We start from the raw sequence: 23,675 nt of genomic DNA, 5'->3' as shown, positions 1-23,675 counted from the left end.
GGGGCCCCGGCACGGCCCCGACGGCCGGGATCCTGCCAGGACCTGCACGGCCGAGGCCAGGAGGTCTACGGCATTGTCAGTGCCGTGGTGTGCAATGGATCTCGTGCCCGCGCTGAAAGAACCCCTGCGACAACCGCTGAAGTCGGTGCTCGGCCCCGCCACCGCGAAGGTGATGGCCGAGCACCTCGGCCTGCACTCCGTGGGCGACCTGCTCCACCACTACCCCCGCAGATACGAGGAGCGGGGCCAGCTCACCCACCTCGCCGACCTCCCCATGGACGAGCACGTCACGGTGGTCGCCCAGGTCGCCGACGCCCGACTGCACACCTTCGCCTCCGCACGGGCGCCGCGCGGCAAGGGCCAGCGCCTGGAGGTGACGATCACCGACGGCAGCGGCCGGCTCCAGCTGGTCTTCTTCGGCAACGGCGTGCACAAGCCCCACAAGGACCTCCTGCCGGGCACGCGCGCGATGTTCGCCGGCAAGGTCTCCGTCTTCAACCGGCGGCTCCAGCTGGCCCACCCGGCCTACGAGCTGATCGAGGGCGGCACCGAGGAGGCCGTCGAGTCCTGGGCCGGCGCCCTCATCCCGATCTACCCGGCCACCGCCAAACTGGAGTCCTGGAAGATCGGCAAGGCCGTCCAGACCGTCCTGCCCAGCGCCCAGGAGGCCGTCGACCCGCTGCCCGGCACCCTCCGCGCCGGGCGCGGCCTGGTCCCCCTCCCCGAGGCCCTGCTCAAGATCCACCGCCCGCACACCAAGGCGGACATCGCCGACGCCCGCGCCCGCCTGAAGTGGGACGAGGCCTTCGTCCTCCAGGTCGCCCTGGCCCGCCGGCGGCACGCCGACGCCCAGCTCCCGGCCGTCGCCCGCCGCCCCCGCCCCGACGGTCTCCTCGCCGCCTTCGACGACCGGCTGCCCTTCACCCTCACCGACGGCCAGCAGAAGGTCTCCCGGGAGATCTTCGACGACCTCGCCACCGACCACCCGATGCACCGGCTGCTCCAGGGCGAGGTGGGTTCGGGCAAGACCCTGGTCGCCCTGCGCGCCATGCTCGCCGTCGTCGACGCGGGCGGGCAGGCCGCGATGCTCGCGCCCACCGAAGTGCTCGCCCAGCAGCACCACCGGTCGGTCACCGAGATGATGGGCGAGCTGGCCGAAGGAGGCATGCTGGGCGGGGCCGAGGACGCCACCAAAGTGGTGCTGCTCACCGGTTCCATGGGCGCCGCCGCCCGCCGGCGCGCCCTGCTGGACCTGGCCACCGGCGAGGCCGGCCTCGTGATCGGCACGCATGCGCTGATCGAGGACAAGGTCCAGTTCCACGACCTGGGACTCGTCGTCGTGGACGAGCAGCACCGCTTCGGCGTCGAGCAGCGCGACGCCCTGCGCGGCAAGGGGAAGCAACCGCCGCACCTGCTGGTCATGACCGCCACACCCATCCCGCGTACGGTCGCGATGACCGTCTTCGGCGACCTGGAGACGTCCGTACTGGACCAGCTCCCGGCGGGCCGCTCGCCCATCGCCAGCCATGTCGTCCCGGCCGCCGACAAGCCGCACTTCCTCGCGCGCGCCTGGGAGCGGGTGCGCGAGGAGGTGGCCGCCGGCCACCAGGCGTACGTCGTCTGCCCGCGCATCGGCGACGAGGAGGACGACCCGAAGAGGACCGCCGGGAAGAAGCCGGCGAAGTCCGCGGCGGCGGGGGAGTCCGCCGAGTCCGCGGAGACGGCCGACAGGCGCCCGCCGCTCGCCGTCCTGGACGTTGCCGACCAGCTCGCCAAGGGCCCCCTGGAGGGATTGCGGGTCGAGGTGCTGCACGGCAGGATGCAGCCCGACGACAAGGACGCGGTCATGCGCCGCTTCGCCGCGGGCGACACCGACGTGCTGGTCGCCACCACCGTCATCGAGGTCGGCGTCAACGTCCCCAACGCCACCGTGATGGTGATCACGGACGCCGACCGCTTCGGCGTCTCCCAGCTGCACCAGCTGCGCGGACGCGTCGGCCGCGGCTCGGCGCCGGGCCTGTGCCTGCTGGTCACCGAGATGCCCGAGGCGAGCGCCGCCCGCCAGCGGCTGAACGCGGTGGCGGCCACCCTCGACGGCTTCGAACTCTCCCGCATCGACCTCGAACAGCGCCGCGAGGGCGACGTCCTCGGCCAGGCCCAGTCCGGCGCCCGCACCAGCCTGCGGGTGCTCGCCGTCATCGAGGACGAGGAGATCATCGCCGAGGCGCGCGAGGAGGCCGCCGCGGTGGTCGCCGCCGACCCCGACCTGGAGCACCTGCCCGGCCTGCGCACGGCCCTGGAGGCCCTGCTGGACGAGGAGAGGGAGCAGTACCTGGAGAAGGGCTGAACCACACCGCCCCAGGGACGCGCCGAACCGCGCGACCAGCCACACTGAACGCAAAGCCGCTCACAACCAAGGACCTCAGATGACCCGCGTGATCGCCGGCAGGGCCGGCGGACGTCGACTGGCCGTCCCGCAGGGAGGCCGTACCCGGCCCACCTCCGACCGCGCGCGCGAAGGCCTGCTCTCCACCTGGCAGTCCCTGCTCGGCGGCCCGCTCGACGGTGAACGGGTCCTCGACCTGTACGCGGGCTCGGGCGCCGTCGGCCTGGAGGCCCTGTCCCGCGGCGCCGGCCACACCCTCCTCGTCGAGGCCGACGCCCGCGCCGCCCGCACCGTCCGGGAGAACGTGAAGTCCCTCGGTCTGCCCGGCGCCGAGGTGCGGGCGGCCCGGGCGGAGCAGGTCGTCCAGTCACCGCCCCCGGCCGACCCGTACGACATCGTCTTCCTCGACCCGCCGTACACCGTCTCCGACGACGATCTTCGGGAGATCCTGCTCACACTCCGCTCGCAGGGGTGGCTCGCCGCACAAGCCCTCGTCACCGTGGAGCGCAGCACCAGAGGCGGCGAGTTCGGGTGGCCGCCCGGCTTCGACGCCATCCGGTCCCGCCGCTACGGCGAGGGAACGTTTTGGTACGGTCGCGCCGCCTCTACGTGCGAAGACGCACGATGACCGGACCGGAGAGCGAGGGATCTCAAGTGCGCCGCGCCGTCTGTCCCGGGTCGTTCGACCCGATCACCAACGGGCACCTCGACATCATTGCCCGCGCCTCCCGCCTGTACGACGAGGTCTACGTGGCGGTGATGATCAACCAGTCCAAGAAGGGCCTGTTCGAGATCGAGGAGCGCATCGACCTCATCCGCCAGGTCACCGCCGACTACGGCAACGTCCGCGTCGAGTCCTTCCACGGCCTCCTCGTCGACTTCTGCAAGCAGCGCGACATCCCGGCCATCGTCAAGGGCCTGCGCGCGGTCAGCGACTTCGACTACGAGCTGCAGATGGCCCAGATGAACAACGGCCTCTCGGGCGTCGAGACGCTCTTCGTGCCGACCAACCCCACTTACAGCTTCCTGTCGTCCTCCCTGGTCAAGGAGGTCGCGGCCTGGGGCGGCGACGTCGCCCACCTGGTGCCCGACGTCGTCCTGGCGGCGCTGACCGCGCGGCTGGAGGAGAAGTGACGTCCTGACGGCCCGTCACCCGGTGTCCGGCGGCAGCCCCATGGTCGTACAGTCGTCCCGTCCGTTACCCGCACATCGGTAGGGAGTGGCGAGCACACCGTGGACGTGCAGAAGAAGCTCGACGAGATCGTGACCACGGTCTCCGGCGCCCGGTCCATGCCCATGTCGGCGTCGTGCGTGGTCAACCGCGCCGACCTGCTCGCGCTGCTCGACCAGGTGCGCCAGGCGCTGCCCGGCTCGCTCGCGCAGGCCCAGGAGCTGATCGGCGACCGCGAGCAGATGGTCGAGGAGGCCCGGCGCGAGGCCGAACGGATCATCGAGACCGCACACGCCGAGCGCGGCTCGCTGATCTCCGACACCGAGGTCGCCCGCCGCTCCCAGGCCGAGGCCGACCGGATCCTCACCGAGGCCCGGCGCGAGGCCGAGGAGGTCCGCGCCGAGGCCGACGACTACGTCGACTCCAAGCTCGCCAACTTCGAGGTGGTCCTCACCAAGACCCTCGGCTCGGTCGGGCGCGGCCGGGAGAAGCTGCTCGGCACCGGCCCCGGCCTGAACGAGGACGGCTACGAGGACGAGGACGCCCCCGAGCGCAGCCATGACCCCGAGACGCTGCGCCGCGACGCCGACGCCTACGTCGACGCCAAGCTGGGCGCCTTCGAAGCCGTGCTCGCCAAGACACTGGAGGCCGTCGGCCGCGGACGGCAGAAGCTGCACGGCCGGATCGCCACCGACGACCTCGGCGCCCTCGCCGACGACACCTCCACCGTGCAGCACTCCAGCGACGCCGACTACCTCGCGGGCCTCGCGGACCTCACCGAGAGCCCCGCCGCCCCGGCCGCCGAGCGGCCGCAGCAGCCGGCGTACGAGCCGCAGCCGGCCTACGGCTACCAGCAGCAGCCCGCGCAGCCCGCCCCCTACGGCGGCGGCTACCAGCAGGACTACGGCGGCCAGCAGGCCGACCCCTACGGCTACCAGCAGGCCGATCCCTACTCCTCCGCCCCCGGCTACGCCCCGGCGCCAGGCGCCGCCTTCCAGGGCTACGACGCCCAGCAGACCGGCGCCTACGACCCGCACCAGCCCCAGCAGGCGCACGAGGTGCACCAGGCTCACCAGCCCCAACAGGACCAGCCCCACCAGGGGTACGCGCTCGACGAGACCAGCCTCTTCGACACCGGCATGATCAGCGCCGAACAGCTGCGGGCCTACGAGCAGGGCCGCGGCCTGTAGCTCCCGGCCGCCTCCCCTCGCGCTGCCCGTTCGTCCCGGTCCGCCCGCCGGGGGCCGGATTGGGCCGAGAGCGAAAGGTCAAGTATCCTGGCTCTTCGGTCGCGCGTAAGTGCGCGGTCAGCGCTGCCCGGGTACACCACCGAGGCGGCGTCCCTCCGAGTTCGGAAACCGAAAGCAGGAATGGCTCACAGCTCCCGCCTCGACCACCGCAACCCTCTCGTGTTCGACACGCATGAGCTGGGGCGGCGGCCTGGCGCGCTGCAGCGCCTCACCCGTGAGGTCCCGGCCCCCCGGGACTTCGGTATCCACGGAGTGATCGGAGTGCCGGAAGGCGCCCCGATGGAACTCGAACTCCGACTCGAGTCGGTCATGGAAGGTGTGCTCGTCACAGGCACCGCCCGTGCACAGGCCGAGGGGGAGTGCGTAAGGTGTCTGGAGCCGGTCGGGCTGGAGCTCGAAGCGGACTTCCAGGAGATGTTCTCGTACCCTGACGCCGACGACCGGGGCCGCGTGATCGCGGAACCGGGCGACGACGCCGAGGACGACGAGGACAGGCTCCTCCTCGAGGACGGACTCTTCGACCTCGAACCTCTGCTGCGCGATGCGGTGGTGCTCGCACTGCCGATGCAGCCGGTGTGCCAGGAAGACTGTCCGGGCCTGTGCTCCCAGTGCGGAGCGCGGCTCGCGGACGACCCGGACCACCATCACGACGCCGTCGACATCCGTTGGGCGGCTTTGCAGGGACTCGCCGGCACCACGTCGGACGGCGAGAAGGACGAGATGAGCGGCGCTGACGCGGAAGCGGGCGTCGACGAGAAGCAGGAGAAGTAGCCGTGGCTGTTCCGAAGCGGAAGATGTCGCGCAGCAACACGCGCCACCGCCGGTCGCAGTGGAAGGCTGCGGTCCCCACCCTGGTTGCGTGCGAGCGCTGCCACGAGCCCAAGCTGCAGCACATCGCGTGCCCGTCTTGCGGCACCTACAACAAGCGCCAGGTCCTCGAGGTCTGAGCGGCTGGTGAGAGGCACCGTGTCCACTGCCAAGAAGGCGGCTGACGCCGACGCCATCGCTCCCCGCCGACGCGGGGGCGCTCCGTCGGACAACACGGCCTCGTCCCACACGCTTCTGGAAGGGCGGCTCGGCTACCAGCTCGAGTCCGCCCTTCTGGTGCGCGCGCTGACCCACCGTTCCTACGCGTACGAGAACGGCGGCCTGCCGACGAACGAGCGGCTGGAGTTCCTCGGTGACTCCGTCCTCGGTCTCGTCGTCACGGACACGCTGTACCGCACCCACCCCGACCTGCCCGAAGGCCAGCTGGCCAAGTTGCGGGCCGCGGTGGTCAACTCGCGTGCGCTGGCGGAAGTGGGCCGCGGACTCGACCTGGGTTCCTTCATCCGGCTCGGCCGGGGTGAAGAGGGCACGGGCGGCCGGGACAAGGCATCCATCCTCGCCGACACCCTCGAAGCGGTGATCGGTGCGGTCTATCTCGACCAGGGCCTCGACGCGGCCTCCGAACTGGTGCACCGCCTGTTCGACCCGCTGATCGAGAAGTCCTCCAACCTCGGAGCCGGCCTGGACTGGAAGACGTCACTCCAGGAGCTGACCGCGACCGAAGGACTCGGCGTCCCCGAGTACCTGGTCACGGAGACCGGCCCCGACCACGAGAAGACCTTCACTGCTGCCGCCCGCGTCGGAGGCGTCTCGTACGGCACCGGCACCGGCCGCAGCAAGAAGGAGGCGGAACAGCAGGCCGCCGAGTCCGCCTGGCGGGCCATCCGGGCCGCCGCGGACGAGCGCGCCAAGGCGTCCGAACAGACCGCCGCCCAGGACGGCAACACGTCGTCCGCCCCCGCCTGACCGTCAGAACAAGCGGCACAAGCCGCACAGCGTGACCGAGCGCCCGCCCTGAGCCCCCGGCTCGGGACGGGCGCTCGGATTCGTCCACCGGACCGTACGGTCACGGTCCTTACGGGGGTCCCGATGCCCGAGTTGCCCGAGGTCGAGGTCGTCCGCCGCGGACTGGAGCGGTGGGTCGCCCACCGCACCGTCGCCGAGGTCGAGGTGCTGCACCCGCGCGCCGTCCGCCGGCACCTCGCGGGCGCCGACGACTTCGCGCACCGCCTGAGGGGCCACCACATCGCCGCGCCGCGCCGGCGCGGCAAGTACCTGTGGCTGCCGCTGGAGGAGACCAACCAGTCCGTCCTCGCCCACCTCGGCATGAGCGGCCAGCTGCTGGTGCAGCCGCACGAGGCGCCCGACGAGAAGCACCTGCGCATCCGCGTCCGGTTCGCCGACTCCCTCGGCACCGAACTGCGCTTCGTGGACCAGCGCACCTTCGGCGGTCTCTCGTTGCACGACAACACCCCGGACGGCCTGCCCGACGTCATCGCGCACATCGCCCGTGACCCCCTCGATCCACTGTTCGACGACGAGGCCTTCCACCAGGCCCTGCGCCGCAAGCGCACGACCGTGAAGCGCGCCCTGCTCGACCAGTCGCTGATCAGCGGCGTCGGCAACATCTACGCCGACGAGGCCCTGTGGCGCTCACGCCTGCACTACGAACGCCCCACCGCCGGTCTCACCCGTCCCCGCACGGCCGAACTCCTCGGCCACATCAGGGACGTGATGAACGCGGCCCTCGCCGTCGGCGGCACCAGCTTCGACAGCCTCTACGTCAACGTCAACGGCGAGTCCGGCTACTTCGACCGCTCCCTGGACGCCTACGGCCGTGAGGGCCTGCCCTGCCGCCGCTGCGGCACCCCGATGCGCCGCCGCCCCTGGATGAACCGCTCCAGCTACTACTGCCCCACGTGCCAGCCGGCCCCGCGCAACCGCCCCGCGCCCGGTCCGTCCGGGGCCGCGCGTCAGGCCCGGCGGGCGTCGTAGGCCTCGCGCGCCGCCAGCACCTCGTCCATCCGGTCCTCCACGCAGTGGATGAGGTCCAGCAACCGCCCGGCCACCTCGCGGCCGAGGGGGGTCAGCTCGTAGTCCACGCGCGGCGGGTTCGTCGGCTGGGCCTCGCGGTGCACCAGCCCGTCGCGCTCCAGCGCCTGAAGGGTCTGCGACAGCATCTTCTCGCTCACCCCGTCGACGCGGCGGCGCAGCTCGTTGAAGCGGAGGGAACCCTGGTGAAGGGCGCCGAGGGTGAGCGCTCCCCAGCGTCCGGTGACGTGCTCCAGCGTGCCGCGTGACGGGCACAGCCTGGCGAACACGTTGTACGGGAGGTCCTGCTCCTCGGTGCGCTCCTGTGTGGCGGTCATGTCCCGAGCGTACGCGAGCACAGCGCATGCCGGCAGGTTGCGCTAACCCGGAGTAAGTGTTCGTCCGCCATCACGCCGAGGGTGACCGCCGCCAAGATCCCGAGTGCCCGGTGTGCACCGGGCCGGCGCGATCCGTGGCGGCGCGGCCTGCGTCCGAGCGTCGGCGGCGTCCCAGGTGCCGGCCTCCCGTGTCCCCTGGCCCCGGCCCTGCGGTCGGCACGCGCACCGGGCCGCCCGCGGGCACCTCGCGCGGCGCCCCTTCCGCCGTCACGCTCACTCCGTGTCACTCGATCGAGTGAGTTTCATATGAGATGCATCGGGGTGGGGCGGCACTCCGCGACCCCGGGGGCGGATGTGCCCGGTGCGACCTCGCCCGGTTAGGTTGCAGTCATGAGCGAGGATGTCCGACTGGTCGCCTGGGTGCGAGGACACGTCCAGGGCGTGGGTTTCCGCTGGTTCACGCGGGCCACGGCCCTGGAGATCGGCGACCTGAGCGGCTTTGCTCTCAACCTGGCCGACGGGCGCGTGCAGGTGGTCGCGGAAGGGCCCCGTACGGCCTGCCAGAACCTTCTCGACTGGCTGGAGGGCAGCGACACGCCCGGCCGCGTCGACGGCGTCACCGAGATCTGGGACACACCGCGCGGCGGCTACGACGGCTTCGCGATCCGCTGATCCGACCGGCCCGCCGCTTCGGCAAGCGGCACGCGGAATCTGCCACCGGCATCGGCCCGGAGGGAAAACGGCAGGTGATTGCGGAGAGGCACTTGCCGCGGCACGCTCCGCACGGCAGGATGATCGACACGCCCCCCGGGGCCCGCAGGAGCCGCAGCGCCACCGATTTCCGGTCGCGCGCCCCCGGGACACCCGTCGATACGGGGCGTGATCGTGTTGACCGTCAAACTTTTTGGTGAGACGCTGAAAGCCCGCGCACCTCAGCTGTTTGGCATGGAAGAACGGCACGAAAAACTGAACAGTGCCAAGCACCAAGGGTGCGAATCCCTCACGACCCACACCGCTTCGGTCGGTCACTCATTGTGGAGGACCATCCATCATGGCAAAGGCGCTTCTCGGTTACGTCGGCGGCTCCGACCCTCGACTCCTCGCCGAGATGCGACGGCTCCAGCAGCGCGTCCAGGACCTGGAATCCGAGCTCGTACGAATCCAGGCGGAGAACGACGCGCTGGCGGCTGCCGCTTCTCACGACAGGATCATGGAGCGCGTCGACGCACACCAGGCGGAGCCTGCGCTCACCTGATCACTGCATCGGCACAGCGACACAGTGGTTGGGCTGCCCGTATCAACCGCTCAGTTGTCAGAGTTGCAAGGGACGCTTCGGCGTCCCTTCCTTCTTTCCTGCCCCCGCTCTTCCCCCCGGCCCCGCCGGCTCCCGGCGCCCCGGTCCTCGGCCCGCGCTCGGCCTTCCTTGCCCCCGCGCATCCTTTCAGCCTCTTCAACGTCTGATGTGCCCTGCGTGTACATGGGTGAAACCGCGCGGTTGCGAGGGTTCACGAAGTGAGATAGCGGCGGCGGGTAGAGTCCGACGGCGTGCACCTCAAAGCCCTGACCCTGAGAGGGTTCAAGTCGTTCGCCTCGGCCACCACGCTCCGGTTCGAACCGGGGATCACGTGCGTCGTCGGCCCGAACGGCTCGGGCAAGTCCAACGTGGTGGACGCGCTCAGCTGGGTCATGGGCGAGCAGGGCGCCAAGTCGCTGCGCGGCGGCAAGATGGAGGACGTCATCTTCGCCGGCACCACCGGCCGCCCGCCGCTCGGCCGCGCCGAGGTGTCCCTGACCATCGACAACTCCGACGGGGCCCTGCCCATCGAGTACGCCGAGGTCACCATCACGCGGATCATGTTCCGCAACGGCGGCAGCGAGTACCAGATCAACGGCGACACCTGCCGCCTCCTCGACATCCAGGAACTGCTCTCCGACTCCGGCATCGGCCGCGAGATGCACGTCATCGTCGGCCAGGGCCAGCTCGACTCCGTCCTGCACGCCGACCCCATGGGCCGCCGCGCCTTCATCGAGGAGGCCGCGGGCGTCCTCAAACACCGCAAGCGCAAGGAGAAGGCCCTCAGGAAACTGGACGCGATGCAGGCGAACCTCGCCCGCGTCCAGGACCTCACCGACGAACTGCGCCGCCAGCTCAAGCCGCTGGGCCGCCAGGCGGCGGTCGCCCGCCGCGCCGCCGTCATCCAGGCCGACCTGCGCGACGCCCGCCTGCGCCTGCTCGCCGACGACCTCGTACGCCTCCAGGAGGCCCTGAAGGCCGAAGTCGCCGACGAGGCCGCGCTGAAGGAGCGCAAGGAGAGTGCCGAGCGTGAACTGCGCAAGGCGGCCCAGCGGGAGGCGCTCCTGGAGGACGAGGTCCGCAGGCTCGCCCCGCGCCTGACCCGCGCCCAGCAGACCTGGTACGAGCTGTCCCGGCTGGCCGAACGCGTCCGCGGCACCGTCTCGCTCGCCGACGCCCGGGTGAAGAGCGCGACCTCCGCCCCCGTCGAGGAGCGGCGCGGACGCGACCCCGAGGACCTGGAGCGCGAAGCCGCCCGAGTCCGCGAACAGGAGGCCGAGCTGGAAGCGGCCCTGGAGGCGGCGGAGCGGGCACTCGACGACACCGTCGCCCACCGCGCCGAACTGGAACGCGAACTCGCCGCGGAGGAACGCCGCCTGAAGGACGCCGCCCGCGCCATCGCCGACCGCCGCGAGGGCCTGGCCCGGCTCAGCGGCCAGGTGAACGCGGCCCGTTCCCGTGCCACCTCCGCCCAGGCCGAGATCGACCGCCTGGCCACCGCCCGGGACGAGGCCCAGGAACGGGCCGTCCACGCCCAGGAGGAGTACGAGGCCCTCAAGGCGGAGGTCGACGGCCTGGACGCCGAGGACCACGAACTCGGCGAACGACACGCCTCGGCCAAGGCCGCCCTGGCCGAGGCGGACGCCGCGCTCACCGCCGCCCGCGAGGCCGCCACCGCCACCGAACGCCGACGGGCGGCGACCCAGGCCCGCCACGACGCCCTGGCCCTCGGGCTGCGGCGCAAGGACGGCACGGGCGCCCTGCTCGACGCCACGGACCGGCTCACCGGCCTGCTGGGCCCGGCGGCGGAGGTCCTGACGATCACTCCGGGCTACGAAACACCCCTGGCCGCGGCCCTCGGAGCAGCCGCCGACGCCCTGGCCGTCGCCACCCCCGCGGCGGCGGCCGACGCCCTCCGCCTGCTGCGCAAGCAGGACGCGGGCCGGGCGGCACTGCTGCTCGCCGGCGCACCGGAGGACCCCGCCGGGCGTATGGAGGGGCGTGGCACCACCACCGCCGCCGCCGAGAGCGGCACGGCTGTTCCCTCCGCCGTCGCTACCGGCTCCACCGGCTCCACCGGCACTTCCGCCGGACCCGACCCCGACGCGGACGGACCGACCGGTGGGCCCGGCGTAAGGAGCGGGCACGGCGGAAACAGCCGGCCCGGCGGACACAGAGGGCCCGGCGGGCACCCTTTCGCCGCCGACCTCGTCCGCGGACCCGCCGACCTCATGCCCGCCGTTCGCCGGCTGCTGCGCGGCATCGTCGTGGTCGGCACGCTGGAGGACGCCGAGGACCTGGTCTACACGCACCCCGCTCTCACAGCCGTCACCGCAGAGGGCGACCTGCTCGGGGCGCACTACGCGCAGGGCGGCTCGGCAGGGGCGCCCAGCCTGCTCGAAGTGCAGGCCTCCGTGGACGAGGCCGCCGCCGAGCTGGCGGAGCTCGCCGGGCGCTGCGCCGAGTCGGCCGACGCCCAGCAGCGCGCCGGTGAACGGCGCCAGGAGTGTGCCGCGCTCGTCGAGGAACTGGGCGAGCGGCGCCGGGCGGCCGACCGGGAGAAGTCGGCGGTGGCGCAGCGGCTCGGGCGGCTCGCCGGCCAGGCGCGTGGTGCCGCGGGGGAGGCCGAGCGGTCCACGGCCGCCGCGGCCCGCGCCCAGGAGGCCCTGGACCAGGCCCGCCAGGAGGTGGAGGAACTCGCCGAACGGCTCGCCGTCGCCGAGGAGGCCCCGGTCGAGGAGGAGCCCGACACCCACGTACGGGACCGGCTCGCCGCCGACGGCGCCAACGCCCGGCAGACCGAGATGGAAGCCCGCCTCCAGGTCCGTACCCACGAGGAACGGGTCAGGGGACTGGCCGGCCGGGCCGACTCGCTGGACCGGGCCGCCCGCGCCGAACGCGAGGCACGCGCGCGGGCCGAACAGCGGCAGGCACGACTGCGCCACGAGGCCGCCGTGGCGGCGGCCGTCGCCGCCGGCGCGCGGCAGTTGCTGGCGCACGTAGAGGTCTCCCTGATCCGCGCGGACCAGGAGCGGGCCGCCGCCGAGACCGCCAAGGCGCACCGGGAGCAGGAGCTGACCGCGGCCCGTGCCGAGGGGCGCGACCTCAAGGCCGAACTCGACAAGCTGACCGACTCCGTCCACCGGGGCGAGGTGCTCGGCGCCGAGAAGCGGCTGCGCATCGAGCAGCTGGAGGCGAGGGCGCTGGAGGAACTGGGTGTCGAACCGGCGGGGCTGGTGACGGAGTACGGGCCGCACCAGCCGGTGCCGCCCTCGCTGCCCGCCGAGGGCGAGCAGCTGCCCGAGGACCCCGCCCACCCCCGCAACAGGCCCCGTCCCTTCGTGCGCGCGGAGCAGGAGAAGCGGCTCAAGGCCGCCGAGCGCGCCTACCAGCAGCTCGGCAAGGTCAACCCGCTGGCCCTCGAGGAGTTCGCCGCGCTGGAGGAGCGCCACAAGTTCCTCAGCGAGCAGCTGGAGGACCTGAAGAAGACCCGCGCCGACCTGCTCCAGGTGGTCAAGGAGGTCGACGAGCGCGTGGAGCAGGTCTTCACCGAGGCCTACCGCGACACCGCACGCGAGTTCGAAGGCGTCTTCGGGCGGCTCTTCCCGGGCGGTGAGGGCCGCCTCGTGCTCACCGACCCCGAGAACATGCTCACCACGGGTGTGGACGTCGAGGCACGCCCGCCCGGCAAGAAGGTGAAGCGGCTGTCGCTGCTCTCCGGCGGTGAGCGGTCGCTGACGGCCGTGGCGCTGCTGGTGTCGATCTTCAAGGCCCGCCCGAGCCCGTTCTACGTCATGGACGAGGTCGAGGCGGCCCTCGACGACACCAACCTCCAGCGGCTCATCCGCATCATGCAGGAGTTGCAGGAGGCCTCGCAGCTGATCGTGATCACGCACCAGAAGCGCACCATGGAGGTGGCCGACGCCCTGTACGGCGTCTCCATGCAGGGCGACGGTGTGTCGAAGGTCATCAGCCAGCGGCTCCGCTAGACCCGCGCCGCGTTCCCGCCGCCGCCCGTCGCGTGTCCTCGCGACTTCGGGGTAGTCGAAGCGTGTCCCAATACTTGATTACAACACTTGAACTCAAGCTCGCCACGCGGGTGGGTCAAACTCACAGCAGAAGAAGTATTGACTTCGAAACATGAAGGCATAGTCTCTGCAACGTTGCTTTTACCTTCAGGGTCTCAAGGCCCGGGAGGGCTGACCCCACCCCGGCAGCGCTGCCGGAGTGCCCGAGGAGTACACGTGACCAGCACAGCGCAGGCGCCGAAGCCAGGAGCCGGTACGGCTCATCCCGATCATCTCGGGCACGTCATCTTCATCGCGGCGGCCGCCGCGATGGGCGGATTCCTCTTCGGCTACGACAGCTCCGTGATCAACGGCGCCGTCGAGGCCATCCGGGACCGCTACGACATCGGCCCCGCCGCGCTGGCCCAGGTCATCGCCATCGCGCTGATCGGCTGCGCCGTCGGCGCCGCCACGGCGGGCCGCATCGCCGACCGCATCGGCCGCATCCGCTGCATGCAGATCGCCGCCGTCCTCTTCACCATCAGCGCCATCGGTTCGGCCCTGCCGTTCGCGCTGTGGGACCTCGCGCTCTGGCGCATCATCGGCGGCTTCGCCATCGGCATGGCCTCCGTCATCGGCCCCGCCTACATCGCCGAGGTCGCCCCGCCCGCGTACCGCGGCCGCCTCGGCTCCTTCCAGCAGGCCGCGATCGTCGTCGGCATCGCCATCTCGCAGCTGGTCAACTGGGGCCTGCTGAACGCCGCCGGCGGCAACCAGCGCGGCAAGCTGATGGGCCTGGAGGCCTGGCAGGTCATGCTCGGCGTGATGGTCGTCCCGGCCGTCCTGTACGGACTGCTCTCCTTCGCCATCCCCGAGTCCCCGCGCTTCCTGCTCTCCGTCGGCCGCCGCGACAAGGCCCGCCAGATCCTCGCGGAGGTCGAGGGCGAGAACACGGACCTCGACGCCCGCGTCTTTGAGATCGAGAACGCCATGCGGCGCGAGCACAAGTCCACCTTCAAGGACCTGCTCGGCGGCGGCTTCTTCTTCAAGCCGATCGTCTGGATCGGCATCGGCCTGTCGGTCTTCCAGCAGTTCGTCGGCATCAACGTCGCCTTCTACTACTCCTCGACGCTGTGGCAGTCGGTCGGTGTCGACCCGACGCAGTCGTTCTTCTACTCCTTCACGACGTCGATCATCAACATCATCGGCACCGTGATCGCGATGATCTTCGTCGACCGCATCGGCCGCAAGCCGCTCGCCCTCATCGGCTCGGTGGGCATGGTCGTCGGTCTCGCCCTGGAGGCCTGGGCGTTCTCGCACCACCTGGTCGACGGCAAGCTGCCCGCCACCCAGGGCTGGGTCGCCCTCGTCGCCGCCCACGTGTTCGTGCTCTTCTTCGCCCTGTCCTGGGGCGTGGTCGTGTGGGTCTTCCTCGGCGAGATGTTCCCGAACCGGATCCGCGCCGCCGCCCTCGGCGTGGCCGCCTCCGCCCAGTGGATCGCCAACTGGGCCATCACCGCGAGCTTCCCGTCGCTGGCCGACTGGAACCTCTCCGGTACGTACGTGATCTACACCGTCTTCGCCGCGCTCTCCATCCCGTTCGTCCTGAAGTTCGTCAAGGAGACGAAGGGCAAGGCGCTGGAGGAGATGGGCTGAGCCTGCCCCAAGGCCCCCGATCCCGAGGAGACGGGCCAAGTCCCCGCTGCCCTTCTCCTCGTACCGTCCGCCGCCCCCACTCGGTCACCACCGAGTGGGGGCGGCGGTTTCTCGTACGTCACCGATTCCCCGGCCGATTTCCTGGCCGCGCCACCTTTGCCGCACCGGTGGCCGCTCCCGTGGCCGGCGGTGTGAACGGTGGCGTCGGCGGTCGGCGGTCGGAAGTGGGGGACGGTTCTGTCCCGGTGCCGGAAGGGGGCGGACCCGACCTCCCCCGGCATGCGGGATGCGAGGGGGTACGAGAAGTCCCCCTCCCGCACAAGGCGGTGAGGGGGACGGCGGCCGTTCGCTCCTGCCAGGCCAGGCCAGGCCAGGCCGGGCCGGGACGCGACGGGAGGCCGGGGCCGGGGGACCGGCGCGCTCTGTCAGGCGCTCACGGTCTCGGCCCGCTCGGCGGAGGCCGTGGTGGACGGGGCCGCAGGGGTGACCGCCGGCTTGGGCAGGACCAGGTACAGCAGGCCGGAGATCACGATGGTGGCGACCCAGCCGAGGCCGTACTCGCCGATCACGTTGTTGTGGGCGAGCGGGCCGGTGAACCAGTCGGACGTGGTGAACAGCAGACCGCCGACCAGGCCGATCGCCCAGGCGGCGACCGCGGCGGGGGAGAAGCCGCCCTTGTACCAGTAGGCGCTCGTGCGGGTGGTGTCGGCCATGGCCGCGCCGTCGTACTCCGTGCGCCGCAGCATGTCCGCGCCGAAGACGCCGACCCAGGCGGAGAAGGCCACCGCGAGCAGCGACAGGAAGGCGATGAAGGAGCCCATGAAGCTCGTCGCCACCAGCATCAGCACACCGCCGAAGGCCAGCGAGATCACGGCGTTGACCGAGACCGCCCAGTGGCGCGGCACCTTGAAGCCGAGGGTCTGCGCGGTGAAGCCGGCCGAGTACATCGACATCGAGTTGATCAGCAGCATGCCGATCAGCGCGATCAGCAGGTACGGCACCGCGATCCAGGTCGGCAGGATCTCGCCGAGGAAGGAGACGGGGTCGGAGGCCGAGGCCAGGTCGGGCGTGGAGACCGCCATCACCGCGCCCATCAGCACCATCGGCAGCACGACGATGCCGGCCCCGCCCACCGACGTGCCCACGATCGCCTTGGAGGAGGCGGTGCGCGGCAGGTAGCGGGTGAAGTCCGGCGCGGTCGGGATCCAGCTGACACCGCCCGCCGCGATCATGCCGATCCCGGTGATCACCGCGGCCGTGGAGCCCGCGGAGTGCGCGAACACCTTCGACCAGTCGGTGTCGACGATCAGATAGACCAGCACCAGTACGGAGAAGAGACCGAACAGGTAGGTCGCATACTTGTTGCACTTCTGGACGGCGTTGATGCCGAGACCGGAGATCGCGAAGGTGGCGACGACGAAGATCAGCAGCGCCACCATGTCCAGCACGCTGTTGGCCTTCAGGCCGAACACGATGTCCAGCACGCTGAGCATCGCGTAGGCGCCGGTCACCGCGTTGATCGTCTCCCAGCCCCAGCGGGCGACCCAGATCAGCGAACCGGGCAGCAGGTTGCCGCGCTGACCGAAGACCGCGCGGGACAGCGCCATGCCGGGCGCGCCGCCGCGCTTGCCCGCGATGCCGATGAGGCCGACCAGGCCGTACGACACGACGGGCGCGGCGGCGGCGCAGACGAGCGCCTGCCAGAAGTTGAGGTGGTACGCCACCACGAGACTCGCGCCCATGGTGAGCAGCAGCACGCTGATGTTGGCGCCGACCCAGGTGGGGAACAGCTCGCGGGTCCGCGCGGTGCGCTCATGGTCGGGCACCTGTTCGATGCCGCGGGTCTCCAGGGCGCCTTCGCCCTCGGCGGTCTTGCTCATGAAGAAGGGTCCGTGCCTCGTTCGTGGGGGTGGGGTGCGGCTCGCGGGGGGAGCGGCGGACGCCGTCGGGGGGCGGCGATGTCGGGACTCTACGCGTGTTGACCCGCCCGCCACCATCGTACTTTGATACTACTCATGTCTTTAGGTGGCGTTTGTCTCTTGGGCGAAGCCACAAGCCACCTCCAGCCGGGGCCCATGGCCGATACTGGACGCGTTATGGAAACCATCATCCTTGCTGTAGTCATCGCCGTGGTGGTGCTCGGTGCGCTCGGCGGGCTCGTCGTCGGCAGCCGGCGGAGGAAGCCGCTGCCCCCGCCACCGCCCAGCCCGCCCGACATCACCGCCCCTCCGACCGAACCGCACGTCGGCGACGAGGCCGAGACACCGCGCGAGGAGCCGCGGCGGACGATCGAGGAGGTGGACCTTCCGGGCGGCTCGGCCCCCACCGCCGTGGAGGAGCCGCCCGTCGTCGAGGAACTCCCGGCCCCCGAGATCGAGGTCCCGGAGCCCACCGCCGGCCGCCTGATCCGGCTGCGCGCCCGCCTCTCCCGGTCGCAGAACGCCCTGGGCAAGGGCCTGCTCACGCTGCTGTCCCGCGAGCACCTCGACGAGGACACCTGGGAGGAGATCGAGGACACCCTGCTGACCGCCGACGTCGGCGTGCAGCCCACCCAGGAACTGGTCGACCGGCTGCGCGAACGCGTCCGCGTGCTCGGCACCCGCACCCCCGAGGAGCTGCGCGCCCTGCTGCGCGAGGAGCTGCTCACCCTGGTCGGCCCCGACCTGGACCGCACCGTGAAGACCGAGCCGGCCACCAGCAAGCCCGGCATCGTGATGGTCGTCGGCGTCAACGGCACCGGCAAGACCACCACCACCGGCAAGCTCGCCCGCTTCCTGGTCGCCGACGGCCGCAGCGTCGTGCTCGGCGCCGCCGACACCTTCCGCGCCGCCGCCGCCGACCAGCTCCAGACCTGGGGCGAGCGGGTCGGCGCCTACACCGTGCGCGGGCCGGAGGGCGGCGACCCCGCCTCCGTGGCCTTCGACGCGGTGAAGGAGGGCAAGGAGATGGGCTCCGACGTGGTGCTCATCGACACCGCGGGCCGGCTGCACACCAAGACCGGTCTCATGGACGAGCTGGGCAAGGTCAAGCGCGTCGTCGAGAAGCACGCCCCGCTGGACGAGATCCTGCTCGTGCTCGACGCCACCACCGGACAGAACGGGCTGGTCCAGGCCCGGGTCTTCGCCGAGGTCGTCGACATCAGCGGCATCGTGCTGACCAAGCTGGACGGCACCGCCAAGGGCGGCATCGTCGTCGCGGTCCAGCGCGAGCTGGGCGTCCCGGTCAAGCTGATCGGCCTCGGCGAGGGAGCGGACGACCTGGCGCCGTTCGAGCCGGAGGCGTTCGTCGACGCCCTGATCGGCGACTGACGGCCGGCGCGACCGCAGGCCGCCCTCCCGCGCCCGCACCCGACAGCGGCGCCCGACCCCCGGATCCCGGTGGGAACGGGCGCCGCTGCCGTACACGCAGGACGGCGCCGCGTCCCCCTCACAGCGCGAGGAGGCCGGCCGCCGTCTCCCGGAAACCGCAGCTGTCGAGGTAGAAGCGGCGCAGGTCCGGCTCGTAGTCGACGTGCAGCCACGCGCACCCGGCGGCGCGCGCCTGCCGGGCGGCGGTCGCGACCAGCTCGGCCCCGACCCCGTGCGACCGGTGCTCCCGGGCCACCACCGTGTCCAGTACGAACGCGTGGTCGCCCCCGTCCCAGGCCACGTTGACGAACCCGATCAGACGGCCCTCCCGCCGGGCGCAGACCCAGCCGAGGCTGTGCCGCAGCAACCGCGCCCGCCACTCGCCGTGCCCGGCCGGATACCCGAAACCCTCGGCGTGCAGCGCGTCGAGCGCGGCATCCTCGACCTCGCCCCGCCACTCGTACGTGATCGTCATCCCGCGAGCGTAAGGGGACCGCTCCGCTCACCGGCCGCCATTACGGCCCGCGCGGGCACTGCACACAGGGGTGCCGAACAGGCCGACGCGTGCTGAACGGACCGAGGCGTGCCCAGCACGCCGACGTGTCCTGAACGGCCGGACCGACGAGGGCCGACCTGCGCCGGTCGGGACGTGCGCGATCCGCCCCGACGTCCCGCGGCCCCGTCGCCCCTAACCCCGGGACCGGTGCGCCACGTACGCCAGCGTGCCCAGCAGCAGGCGGGCCTCCGGGGGGTCGGCCGTGTCGAGAGCGGGGGAGCGGAGCCAGCGGGCGGGGCCCCGGCCGCCGCGATCGGAGGGCGGGGCCGTGAGGTACGTACCCGGGCCGAGGCCGCGCAGGTCGAGGGAGGCCGGGTCGTCCCAGCCCATGCGGTAGAGCAGACCGGGCAGTTCGGCGGCGGCGCCGGGCGCGACGAAGAAGTGGACGCGGCCGTCCGGGGTCGCGGTCACCGGCCCGAGGGGGAGCCCCATGCGCTCCATCCGGGCCAGCGCGCTGCGCCCCGCCGACTCGGCGACCTCGATCGCGTCGAACGCGCGCCCGACGGCCAGCATCACCGCGGCCCCCGGCAGCTCGGCCCACGCCCGGCTCACCTCGTCCAAAGTGGCCCCGGCCGGGATCCCCGGCGCGAACGGGAGCGGGTGGGCGCCCGGCGCCGGGCAGTCGGCGCGCCCGCAGGAGCACGCGCCGCCGACGGCCCGCGCGCCCCGCACCACGTCCCAGCCCCACAGCCCCGTGTACTCGGCCACCACGGTGCATTCCGGCGAGCGGTACGACCGGCCGCGCCGTCGCGCGCCGGAGCGGATCTCGCGCATGCCGCCGATCGTGAACCCCATGCCCCCTCCAACGGATCCGTCCCCCCGATGGTTACGAGGTGGATGCGGAACGTAACGCTCTGTTCTTGTCGCCTCCGGTGGCGTCGCCCGGTTCGGGTGGCGCACGGAAGGTTCACGGGTGGTGTGCGTGACGACACGCGCCTCCTGGTGCACCGCTCCACCCGCTCGCGGTCGTCCTGTGTCAAGTGAATCGCGACAAGGCCACCGAGAGTTCATTCGAAGGGGTGGCGAATGGTGGCGTTTCCGAATTCCCCATGGCCGCACCGGTGATCGTAGGATTACTGTGAGTGTGCGAGTCCTGGGGGCACAAGCGCTCGTGGGTATGCCGGAGGCAAGTCGGCAGTCCGTTCGATGGGTGGCAACCGCCGGACGGCGGGCGGTGTAGACCGGCATTCTGATAGGGCTTGGCGCACTCGGTGACAAGTGGTCTCAGGAATGGGGGCGTTCCAGTGAGCGGCAACGGCGGTGGCGGGACGAACGCGGCGAGTGCGGACAAGCGCCCGAACGAGCTGCTCGCCTCGTGGTTCGTGCGCAGCGGCTGGTCCAAGGGCGAGCTGGCCCGCCAGGTCAACCGCCGGGCCCGCCAGCTCGGAGCGAACCACATCTCCACCGACACCTCGCGCGTGCGCCGCTGGCTGGACGGGGAGAACCCGCGCGAGCCGATCCCCAGGATCCTGTCCGAGCTGTTCTCCGAGCGCTTCGGCTGCGTCGTCTCCGTGGAGGACCTCGGCCTGCGCACGGCCCGCCAGACACCTTCCGCCACCGGCGTGGACCTGCCCTGGACCGGCCCCCAGACCGTCGCCCTGCTCAGCGAGTTCTCCCGCAGCGACCTGATGCTGGCCCGGCGCGGCTTCCTCGGCAGCTCACTGGTGCTGTCCGCCGGCCCCTCCCTCATCGAACCGCTCCAGCGCTGGCTCGTCCCCTCGCCCCCGGCCCCGCTCGCGCCCCCCGAGCCGGCCGCCGCGACCCGCCGCCCCGGCCGTCTCTCCCGCCCCGAGCTGGAGCTGCTGGAGAGCACCACCGTGATGTTCCGCAAGTGGGACGCCCAGTGCGGCGGCGGCCTGCGCCGCAAGGCCGTCGTCGGCCAGCTGCACGAGGTGACGGACCTCCTCCAGGAGCCCCAGTCCGAGGGCACCACCCGGCGCCTGTTCAGGGTCGCCGCGGAACTGGCCGAGCTGGCCGGCTGGATGAGCTACGACGTCGGGCTGCAGCCGACCGCCCAGAAGTACTTCGTGCTCGCCCTGCACGCCGCGAAGGAGGCCGGTGACAAGCCGCTCGGCTCGTACGTGCTGTCCAGCATGAGCCGCCAGATGATCCACCTCGGCCGTCCCGACGACGCCCTGGAGCTGATCCACCTCGCCCAGTACGGCAGCCGCGACTGCGCGAGTCCGCGCACCCAGTCCATGCTCTATGCGATGGAGGCCCGCGCGTACGCCAACATGGGTCAGCCCGGCAAGTGCAAACGGGCGGTGCGGATGGCCGAGGACGCCTTCACCGACGTCGACGACCGGGACGAGCCCGACCCCGACTGGATCCGCTTCTTCTCCGAGGCCGAGCTGTACGGCGAGAACTCCCACTCCTTCCGCGACCTCGCCTACGTCGCGGGCCGCAGCCCCACCTACGCGTCGCTGGCCGAGCCGCTGATGGAGAAGGCCGTGCAGCTCTTCGCGGAGGACGCGGAACACCAGCGCTCGTACGCGCTGAACCTGATCGGCATGGCCACCGTCCACCTCCTCCAGCGCGAGCCCGAGCAGAGCACGCGCTATGCCGCCCACGCGATGGAGGTGGCCAAGAAGGTCCGTTCCGAGCGTGTGAACACCCGTATCCGCAAGACCGTCGACAACGCCGTACGCGACTACGGCGACCTCGGAGAGGTCATCGACCTGACCGAGCAGCTCGCCGCCGAACTCCCCGAGACCGCCGAGGCGGTCTGAGGCCCCGGCCCAGGGCCCGCACCCCCAGGAACCCCGGCCGCGGCCGGCCCTCCCGAACCGCCCGACTCGGCTCCCCCCATGCCAGGTCATCGGAAGGCCGCCGCGGCCGGTCCGCTGTCCGCACGCATTTCACCGACGCACGCATTTCACCGACGCGTAACACACCAGGCGTCTTCGTCACCCCGGCGAAACAACGAGGGGCGTCCACCGAAACCGCGCTGCGCGAATCTCATGGCGCAGGACCGGCCCACCCCCTCATCCCCCGGTACCGCTGCCGGGGGCCGCCAGGCTTCGCCCGCACGGGGCCGTACCACACGACGAGGAGACGCCGATGGCACCAGCCGTCATGCTCGCGGCGGAGGCACCGAAACTGTCGTCCGCCAACACAGGCTTCATGCTGATCTGTTCCGCCCTGGTGATGCTGATGACCCCGGGCCTGGCCTTCTTCTACGGAGGCATGGTCCGCGTCAAGAGCACCCTGAACATGCTGATGATGAGCTTCATCAGTCTCGGGATCGTCACCATCCTGTGGGTGCTGTACGGCTTCTCGATCGCCTTCGGCACCGACAAGGGCTCGCTCATCGGCTGGACGTCCGACTTCGCCGGCTTCTCCGGGATCGGCAAGACCGACCTGTGGCCCGGCTACACCATCCCGGTCTTCGTCTTCGCCGTCTTCCAGCTGATGTTCGCGGTCATCACACCGGCCCTGATCAGCGGTGCCCTGGCGGACCGGGTGAAGTTCACCGCCTGGTCGCTGTTCGTGGTGCTGTGGGTCACGATCGTGTACTTCCCGGTCGCCCACTGGGTCTGGGGCAGCGGCGGCTGGGCCTTCAAGCTCGGCGTGATCGACTTCGCCGGCGGCACCGCGGTCCACATCAACGCCGGCGCGGCCGCGCTCGGCGTGATCCTCGTCATCGGCAAGCGGTCCGGCTTCAAGAAGGACCCGATGCGCCCGCACAGCCTCCCCCTGGTCATGCTGGGCGCGGGGCTGCTGTGGTTCGGCTGGTTCGGCTTCAACGCGGGCTCCTGGCTCGGCAACGACGACGGCGTGGGCCCGCTGATGTTCGTCAACACCCAGATCGCCACCGCCGCCGCCATGCTCGCCTGGCTCGCGTACGAGAAGATCCGCCACGGCGCGTGCACCACGCTGGGCGCCGCGTCCGGCGCGGTCGCGGGCCTGGTCGCCATCACCCCGTCCGGCGGCGCGGTCTCCCCGCTCGGCGCCATCGCGGTCGGCGCCGTCGCCGGTGTCCTGTGCGCCATGGCGGTCGGCCTGAAGTACCGGTTCGGCTACGACGACTCCCTCGACGTCGTCGGCGTCCACATGGTCGGCGGCGTCATCGGCTCCCTCCTGGTCGGCCTCTTCGCCAGCGGTACGGGACAGTCCGACGTCAAGGGCCTCTTCTACGGCGGCGGTCTGGACCAGTTCTGGAAGCAGTGCGCCGGTGTGTTCGCCGTCCTCGCCTACTCCCTCCTCGCCTCCGCGGTCCTCGCCTTCCTCATCGACAGGACGATCGGGATGCGCGTCACCGAGGACGAGGAGGTCTCCGGCATCGACCAGGCCGAGCACGCGGAGACCGCCTACGACTTCAGCGGCGCGGGCGGCGGCGTCGCCGGCACCCTCACCGCCCTGGCCGCGGCCGCCGCCCCGGGCACACCGACCAAGCCGAGCAGGAAAGTGGACGCATGAAGCTCATCACCGCCGTCGTGAAGCCCCACCGGCTCGACGAGATCAAGGAAGCCCTCCAGTCCTTCGGCGTCCACGGGCTCACCGTCACCGAGGCCAGCGGCTACGGCAGGCAGCGCGGACACACCGAGGTCTACCGCGGTGCCGAGTACACCGTCGACCTGGTGCCCAAGATCCGGATCGAGGTGCTGGCCGAGGACGACGACGCCGAACAGCTCATCGAGATCGTGGTCAAGGCGGCCCGCACGGGCAAGATCGGTGACGGAAAGGTCTGGTCCCTGCCGGTCGACACGGCCGTCCGGGTCCGCACCGGCGAGCGCGGCCCGGACGCGCTCTGACGGCCCGGCGAGCGAGGCGGAGCGGGCGAGGCGGGCGATCGAGGACAGGAGCCACCA

The 23,675-nt window shown here is 71.7% G+C and carries 20 protein-coding genes; 16 read left to right on the top strand and 4 right to left on the bottom strand.

Features of this window, described 5'->3' with window-relative positions; all coding sequences use genetic code 11:
• Window positions 1-94: 94 nt before the first annotated feature.
• The 8 genes from recG to mutM all read left to right on the top strand — a co-directional run bounded on the left by recG (window position 95) and on the right by mutM (window position 7,630).
• On the top strand, window positions 95-2,347 hold the full coding sequence (gene recG / locus ACFC02_RS07330; protein ID WP_376353462.1) for an ATP-dependent DNA helicase RecG: 2,253 nt from the start codon (window positions 95-97) through the stop codon (window positions 2,345-2,347).
• A gap of 79 nt (window positions 2,348-2,426) precedes the next feature.
• Complete coding sequence (gene rsmD / locus ACFC02_RS07325; protein WP_376353459.1) at window positions 2,427-3,014, top strand: 16S rRNA (guanine(966)-N(2))-methyltransferase RsmD; 588 nt, start codon at window positions 2,427-2,429, stop codon at window positions 3,012-3,014.
• A gap of 26 nt (window positions 3,015-3,040) precedes the next feature.
• Complete coding sequence (coaD, locus tag ACFC02_RS07320) at window positions 3,041-3,520, top strand: pantetheine-phosphate adenylyltransferase (RefSeq protein WP_360975135.1); 480 nt, start codon at window positions 3,041-3,043, stop codon at window positions 3,518-3,520.
• A gap of 99 nt (window positions 3,521-3,619) precedes the next feature.
• The gene (locus tag ACFC02_RS07315) at window positions 3,620-4,747 is read left to right on the top strand and encodes a cell division initiation protein (protein ID WP_376353456.1); all 1,128 of its coding nucleotides are present in this window, start codon (window positions 3,620-3,622) and stop codon (window positions 4,745-4,747) included.
• Window positions 4,748-4,927: 180 nt separating this feature from the next.
• The gene (locus ACFC02_RS07310; RefSeq protein ID WP_360975046.1) at window positions 4,928-5,578 is read left to right on the top strand and encodes a DUF177 domain-containing protein; all 651 of its coding nucleotides are present in this window, start codon (window positions 4,928-4,930) and stop codon (window positions 5,576-5,578) included.
• Window positions 5,579-5,580: 2 nt separating this feature from the next.
• On the top strand, window positions 5,581-5,754 hold the full coding sequence (gene rpmF / locus ACFC02_RS07305; protein WP_007493396.1) for a 50S ribosomal protein L32: 174 nt from the start codon (window positions 5,581-5,583) through the stop codon (window positions 5,752-5,754).
• A 7-nt stretch (window positions 5,755-5,761) separates the two neighbouring features.
• Entirely contained in the window at window positions 5,762-6,601 is an 840-nt protein-coding gene (gene rnc / locus ACFC02_RS07300) for a ribonuclease III (protein ID WP_376353451.1), read from the top strand.
• 123 nt (window positions 6,602-6,724) lie between these two features.
• The gene (gene mutM / locus ACFC02_RS07295; RefSeq protein WP_376353448.1) at window positions 6,725-7,630 is read left to right on the top strand and encodes a bifunctional DNA-formamidopyrimidine glycosylase/DNA-(apurinic or apyrimidinic site) lyase; all 906 of its coding nucleotides are present in this window, start codon (window positions 6,725-6,727) and stop codon (window positions 7,628-7,630) included.
• On the opposite strand, the gene ACFC02_RS07290 is transcribed toward mutM, so the two are convergent.
• Window positions 7,609-8,004: a winged helix-turn-helix transcriptional regulator gene (locus tag ACFC02_RS07290; RefSeq protein ID WP_376353445.1), complete on the bottom strand. Its 396-nt coding sequence runs from the start codon at window positions 8,002-8,004 to the stop codon at window positions 7,609-7,611. The two genes, mutM and ACFC02_RS07290, sit on opposite strands and share 22 nt — an antisense overlap.
• Before the next feature lie 390 nt (window positions 8,005-8,394).
• On the opposite strand from ACFC02_RS07290, the gene ACFC02_RS07285 reads away from it, so the two are divergent.
• The 4 genes from ACFC02_RS07285 (at window position 8,395) to ACFC02_RS07270 (ending at window position 14,961) form a co-directional block, all read left to right on the top strand.
• On the top strand, window positions 8,395-8,676 hold the full coding sequence (locus ACFC02_RS07285) for an acylphosphatase (RefSeq protein ID WP_376353443.1): 282 nt from the start codon (window positions 8,395-8,397) through the stop codon (window positions 8,674-8,676).
• Between the two features lie 379 nt (window positions 8,677-9,055).
• On the top strand, window positions 9,056-9,259 hold the full coding sequence (locus ACFC02_RS07280; protein ID WP_018567931.1) for a hypothetical protein: 204 nt from the start codon (window positions 9,056-9,058) through the stop codon (window positions 9,257-9,259).
• A 290-nt stretch (window positions 9,260-9,549) separates the two neighbouring features.
• A complete protein-coding gene (locus ACFC02_RS07275; protein ID WP_376353439.1) occupies window positions 9,550-13,287 on the top strand; it encodes an AAA family ATPase in 3,738 nt (1,245 codons plus the stop codon).
• 255 nt (window positions 13,288-13,542) lie between these two features.
• The gene (locus tag ACFC02_RS07270; RefSeq protein WP_376353436.1) at window positions 13,543-14,961 is read left to right on the top strand and encodes a sugar porter family MFS transporter; all 1,419 of its coding nucleotides are present in this window, start codon (window positions 13,543-13,545) and stop codon (window positions 14,959-14,961) included.
• Between the two features lie 425 nt (window positions 14,962-15,386).
• On the opposite strand, the gene ACFC02_RS07265 is transcribed toward ACFC02_RS07270, so the two are convergent.
• Window positions 15,387-16,841: a cytosine permease gene (locus tag ACFC02_RS07265; RefSeq protein ID WP_360975025.1), complete on the bottom strand. Its 1,455-nt coding sequence runs from the start codon at window positions 16,839-16,841 to the stop codon at window positions 15,387-15,389.
• A 216-nt stretch (window positions 16,842-17,057) separates the two neighbouring features.
• Between ACFC02_RS07265 and ftsY the strand changes: the two genes are divergently transcribed.
• On the top strand, window positions 17,058-18,269 hold the full coding sequence (ftsY, locus tag ACFC02_RS07260; protein WP_376353432.1) for a signal recognition particle-docking protein FtsY: 1,212 nt from the start codon (window positions 17,058-17,060) through the stop codon (window positions 18,267-18,269).
• Window positions 18,270-18,387: 118 nt separating this feature from the next.
• On the opposite strand, the gene ACFC02_RS07255 is transcribed toward ftsY, so the two are convergent.
• A complete protein-coding gene (locus ACFC02_RS07255) occupies window positions 18,388-18,783 on the bottom strand; it encodes a GNAT family N-acetyltransferase (RefSeq protein WP_376353429.1) in 396 nt (131 codons plus the stop codon).
• A gap of 213 nt (window positions 18,784-18,996) precedes the next feature.
• Window positions 18,997-19,659: a bifunctional DNA primase/polymerase gene (locus tag ACFC02_RS07250; protein WP_376353426.1), complete on the bottom strand. Its 663-nt coding sequence runs from the start codon at window positions 19,657-19,659 to the stop codon at window positions 18,997-18,999.
• A gap of 449 nt (window positions 19,660-20,108) precedes the next feature.
• On the opposite strand from ACFC02_RS07250, the gene ACFC02_RS07245 reads away from it, so the two are divergent.
• The 3 genes from ACFC02_RS07245 (at window position 20,109) to ACFC02_RS07235 (ending at window position 23,618) form a co-directional block, all read left to right on the top strand.
• Window positions 20,109-21,593 carry a hypothetical protein gene (locus tag ACFC02_RS07245; protein WP_376353423.1) on the top strand — a complete coding sequence of 495 codons (1,485 nt, stop codon included), beginning with the start codon at window positions 20,109-20,111 and terminating at the stop codon, window positions 21,591-21,593.
• 331 nt (window positions 21,594-21,924) lie between these two features.
• Window positions 21,925-23,283, top strand: a complete 1,359-nt coding sequence (locus ACFC02_RS07240; RefSeq protein ID WP_376353420.1) for an ammonium transporter — start codon at window positions 21,925-21,927, stop codon at window positions 23,281-23,283.
• Window positions 23,280-23,618 carry a P-II family nitrogen regulator gene (locus tag ACFC02_RS07235; RefSeq protein WP_360975007.1) on the top strand — a complete coding sequence of 113 codons (339 nt, stop codon included), beginning with the start codon at window positions 23,280-23,282 and terminating at the stop codon, window positions 23,616-23,618. Before ACFC02_RS07240 ends, ACFC02_RS07235 begins: the two co-directional genes overlap by 4 nt.
• Window positions 23,619-23,675 lie beyond the last annotated feature (57 nt).

Origin of the sequence: Streptomyces sp. NPDC056160 (assembly GCF_042268205.1) — a bacterium.
Classification (GTDB): Bacteria; Actinomycetota; Actinomycetes; order Streptomycetales; family Streptomycetaceae; genus Streptomyces.
Note: the sequence above shows the minus strand (reverse complement) of the source record. Positions and strands in the feature narration are given on the sequence as shown.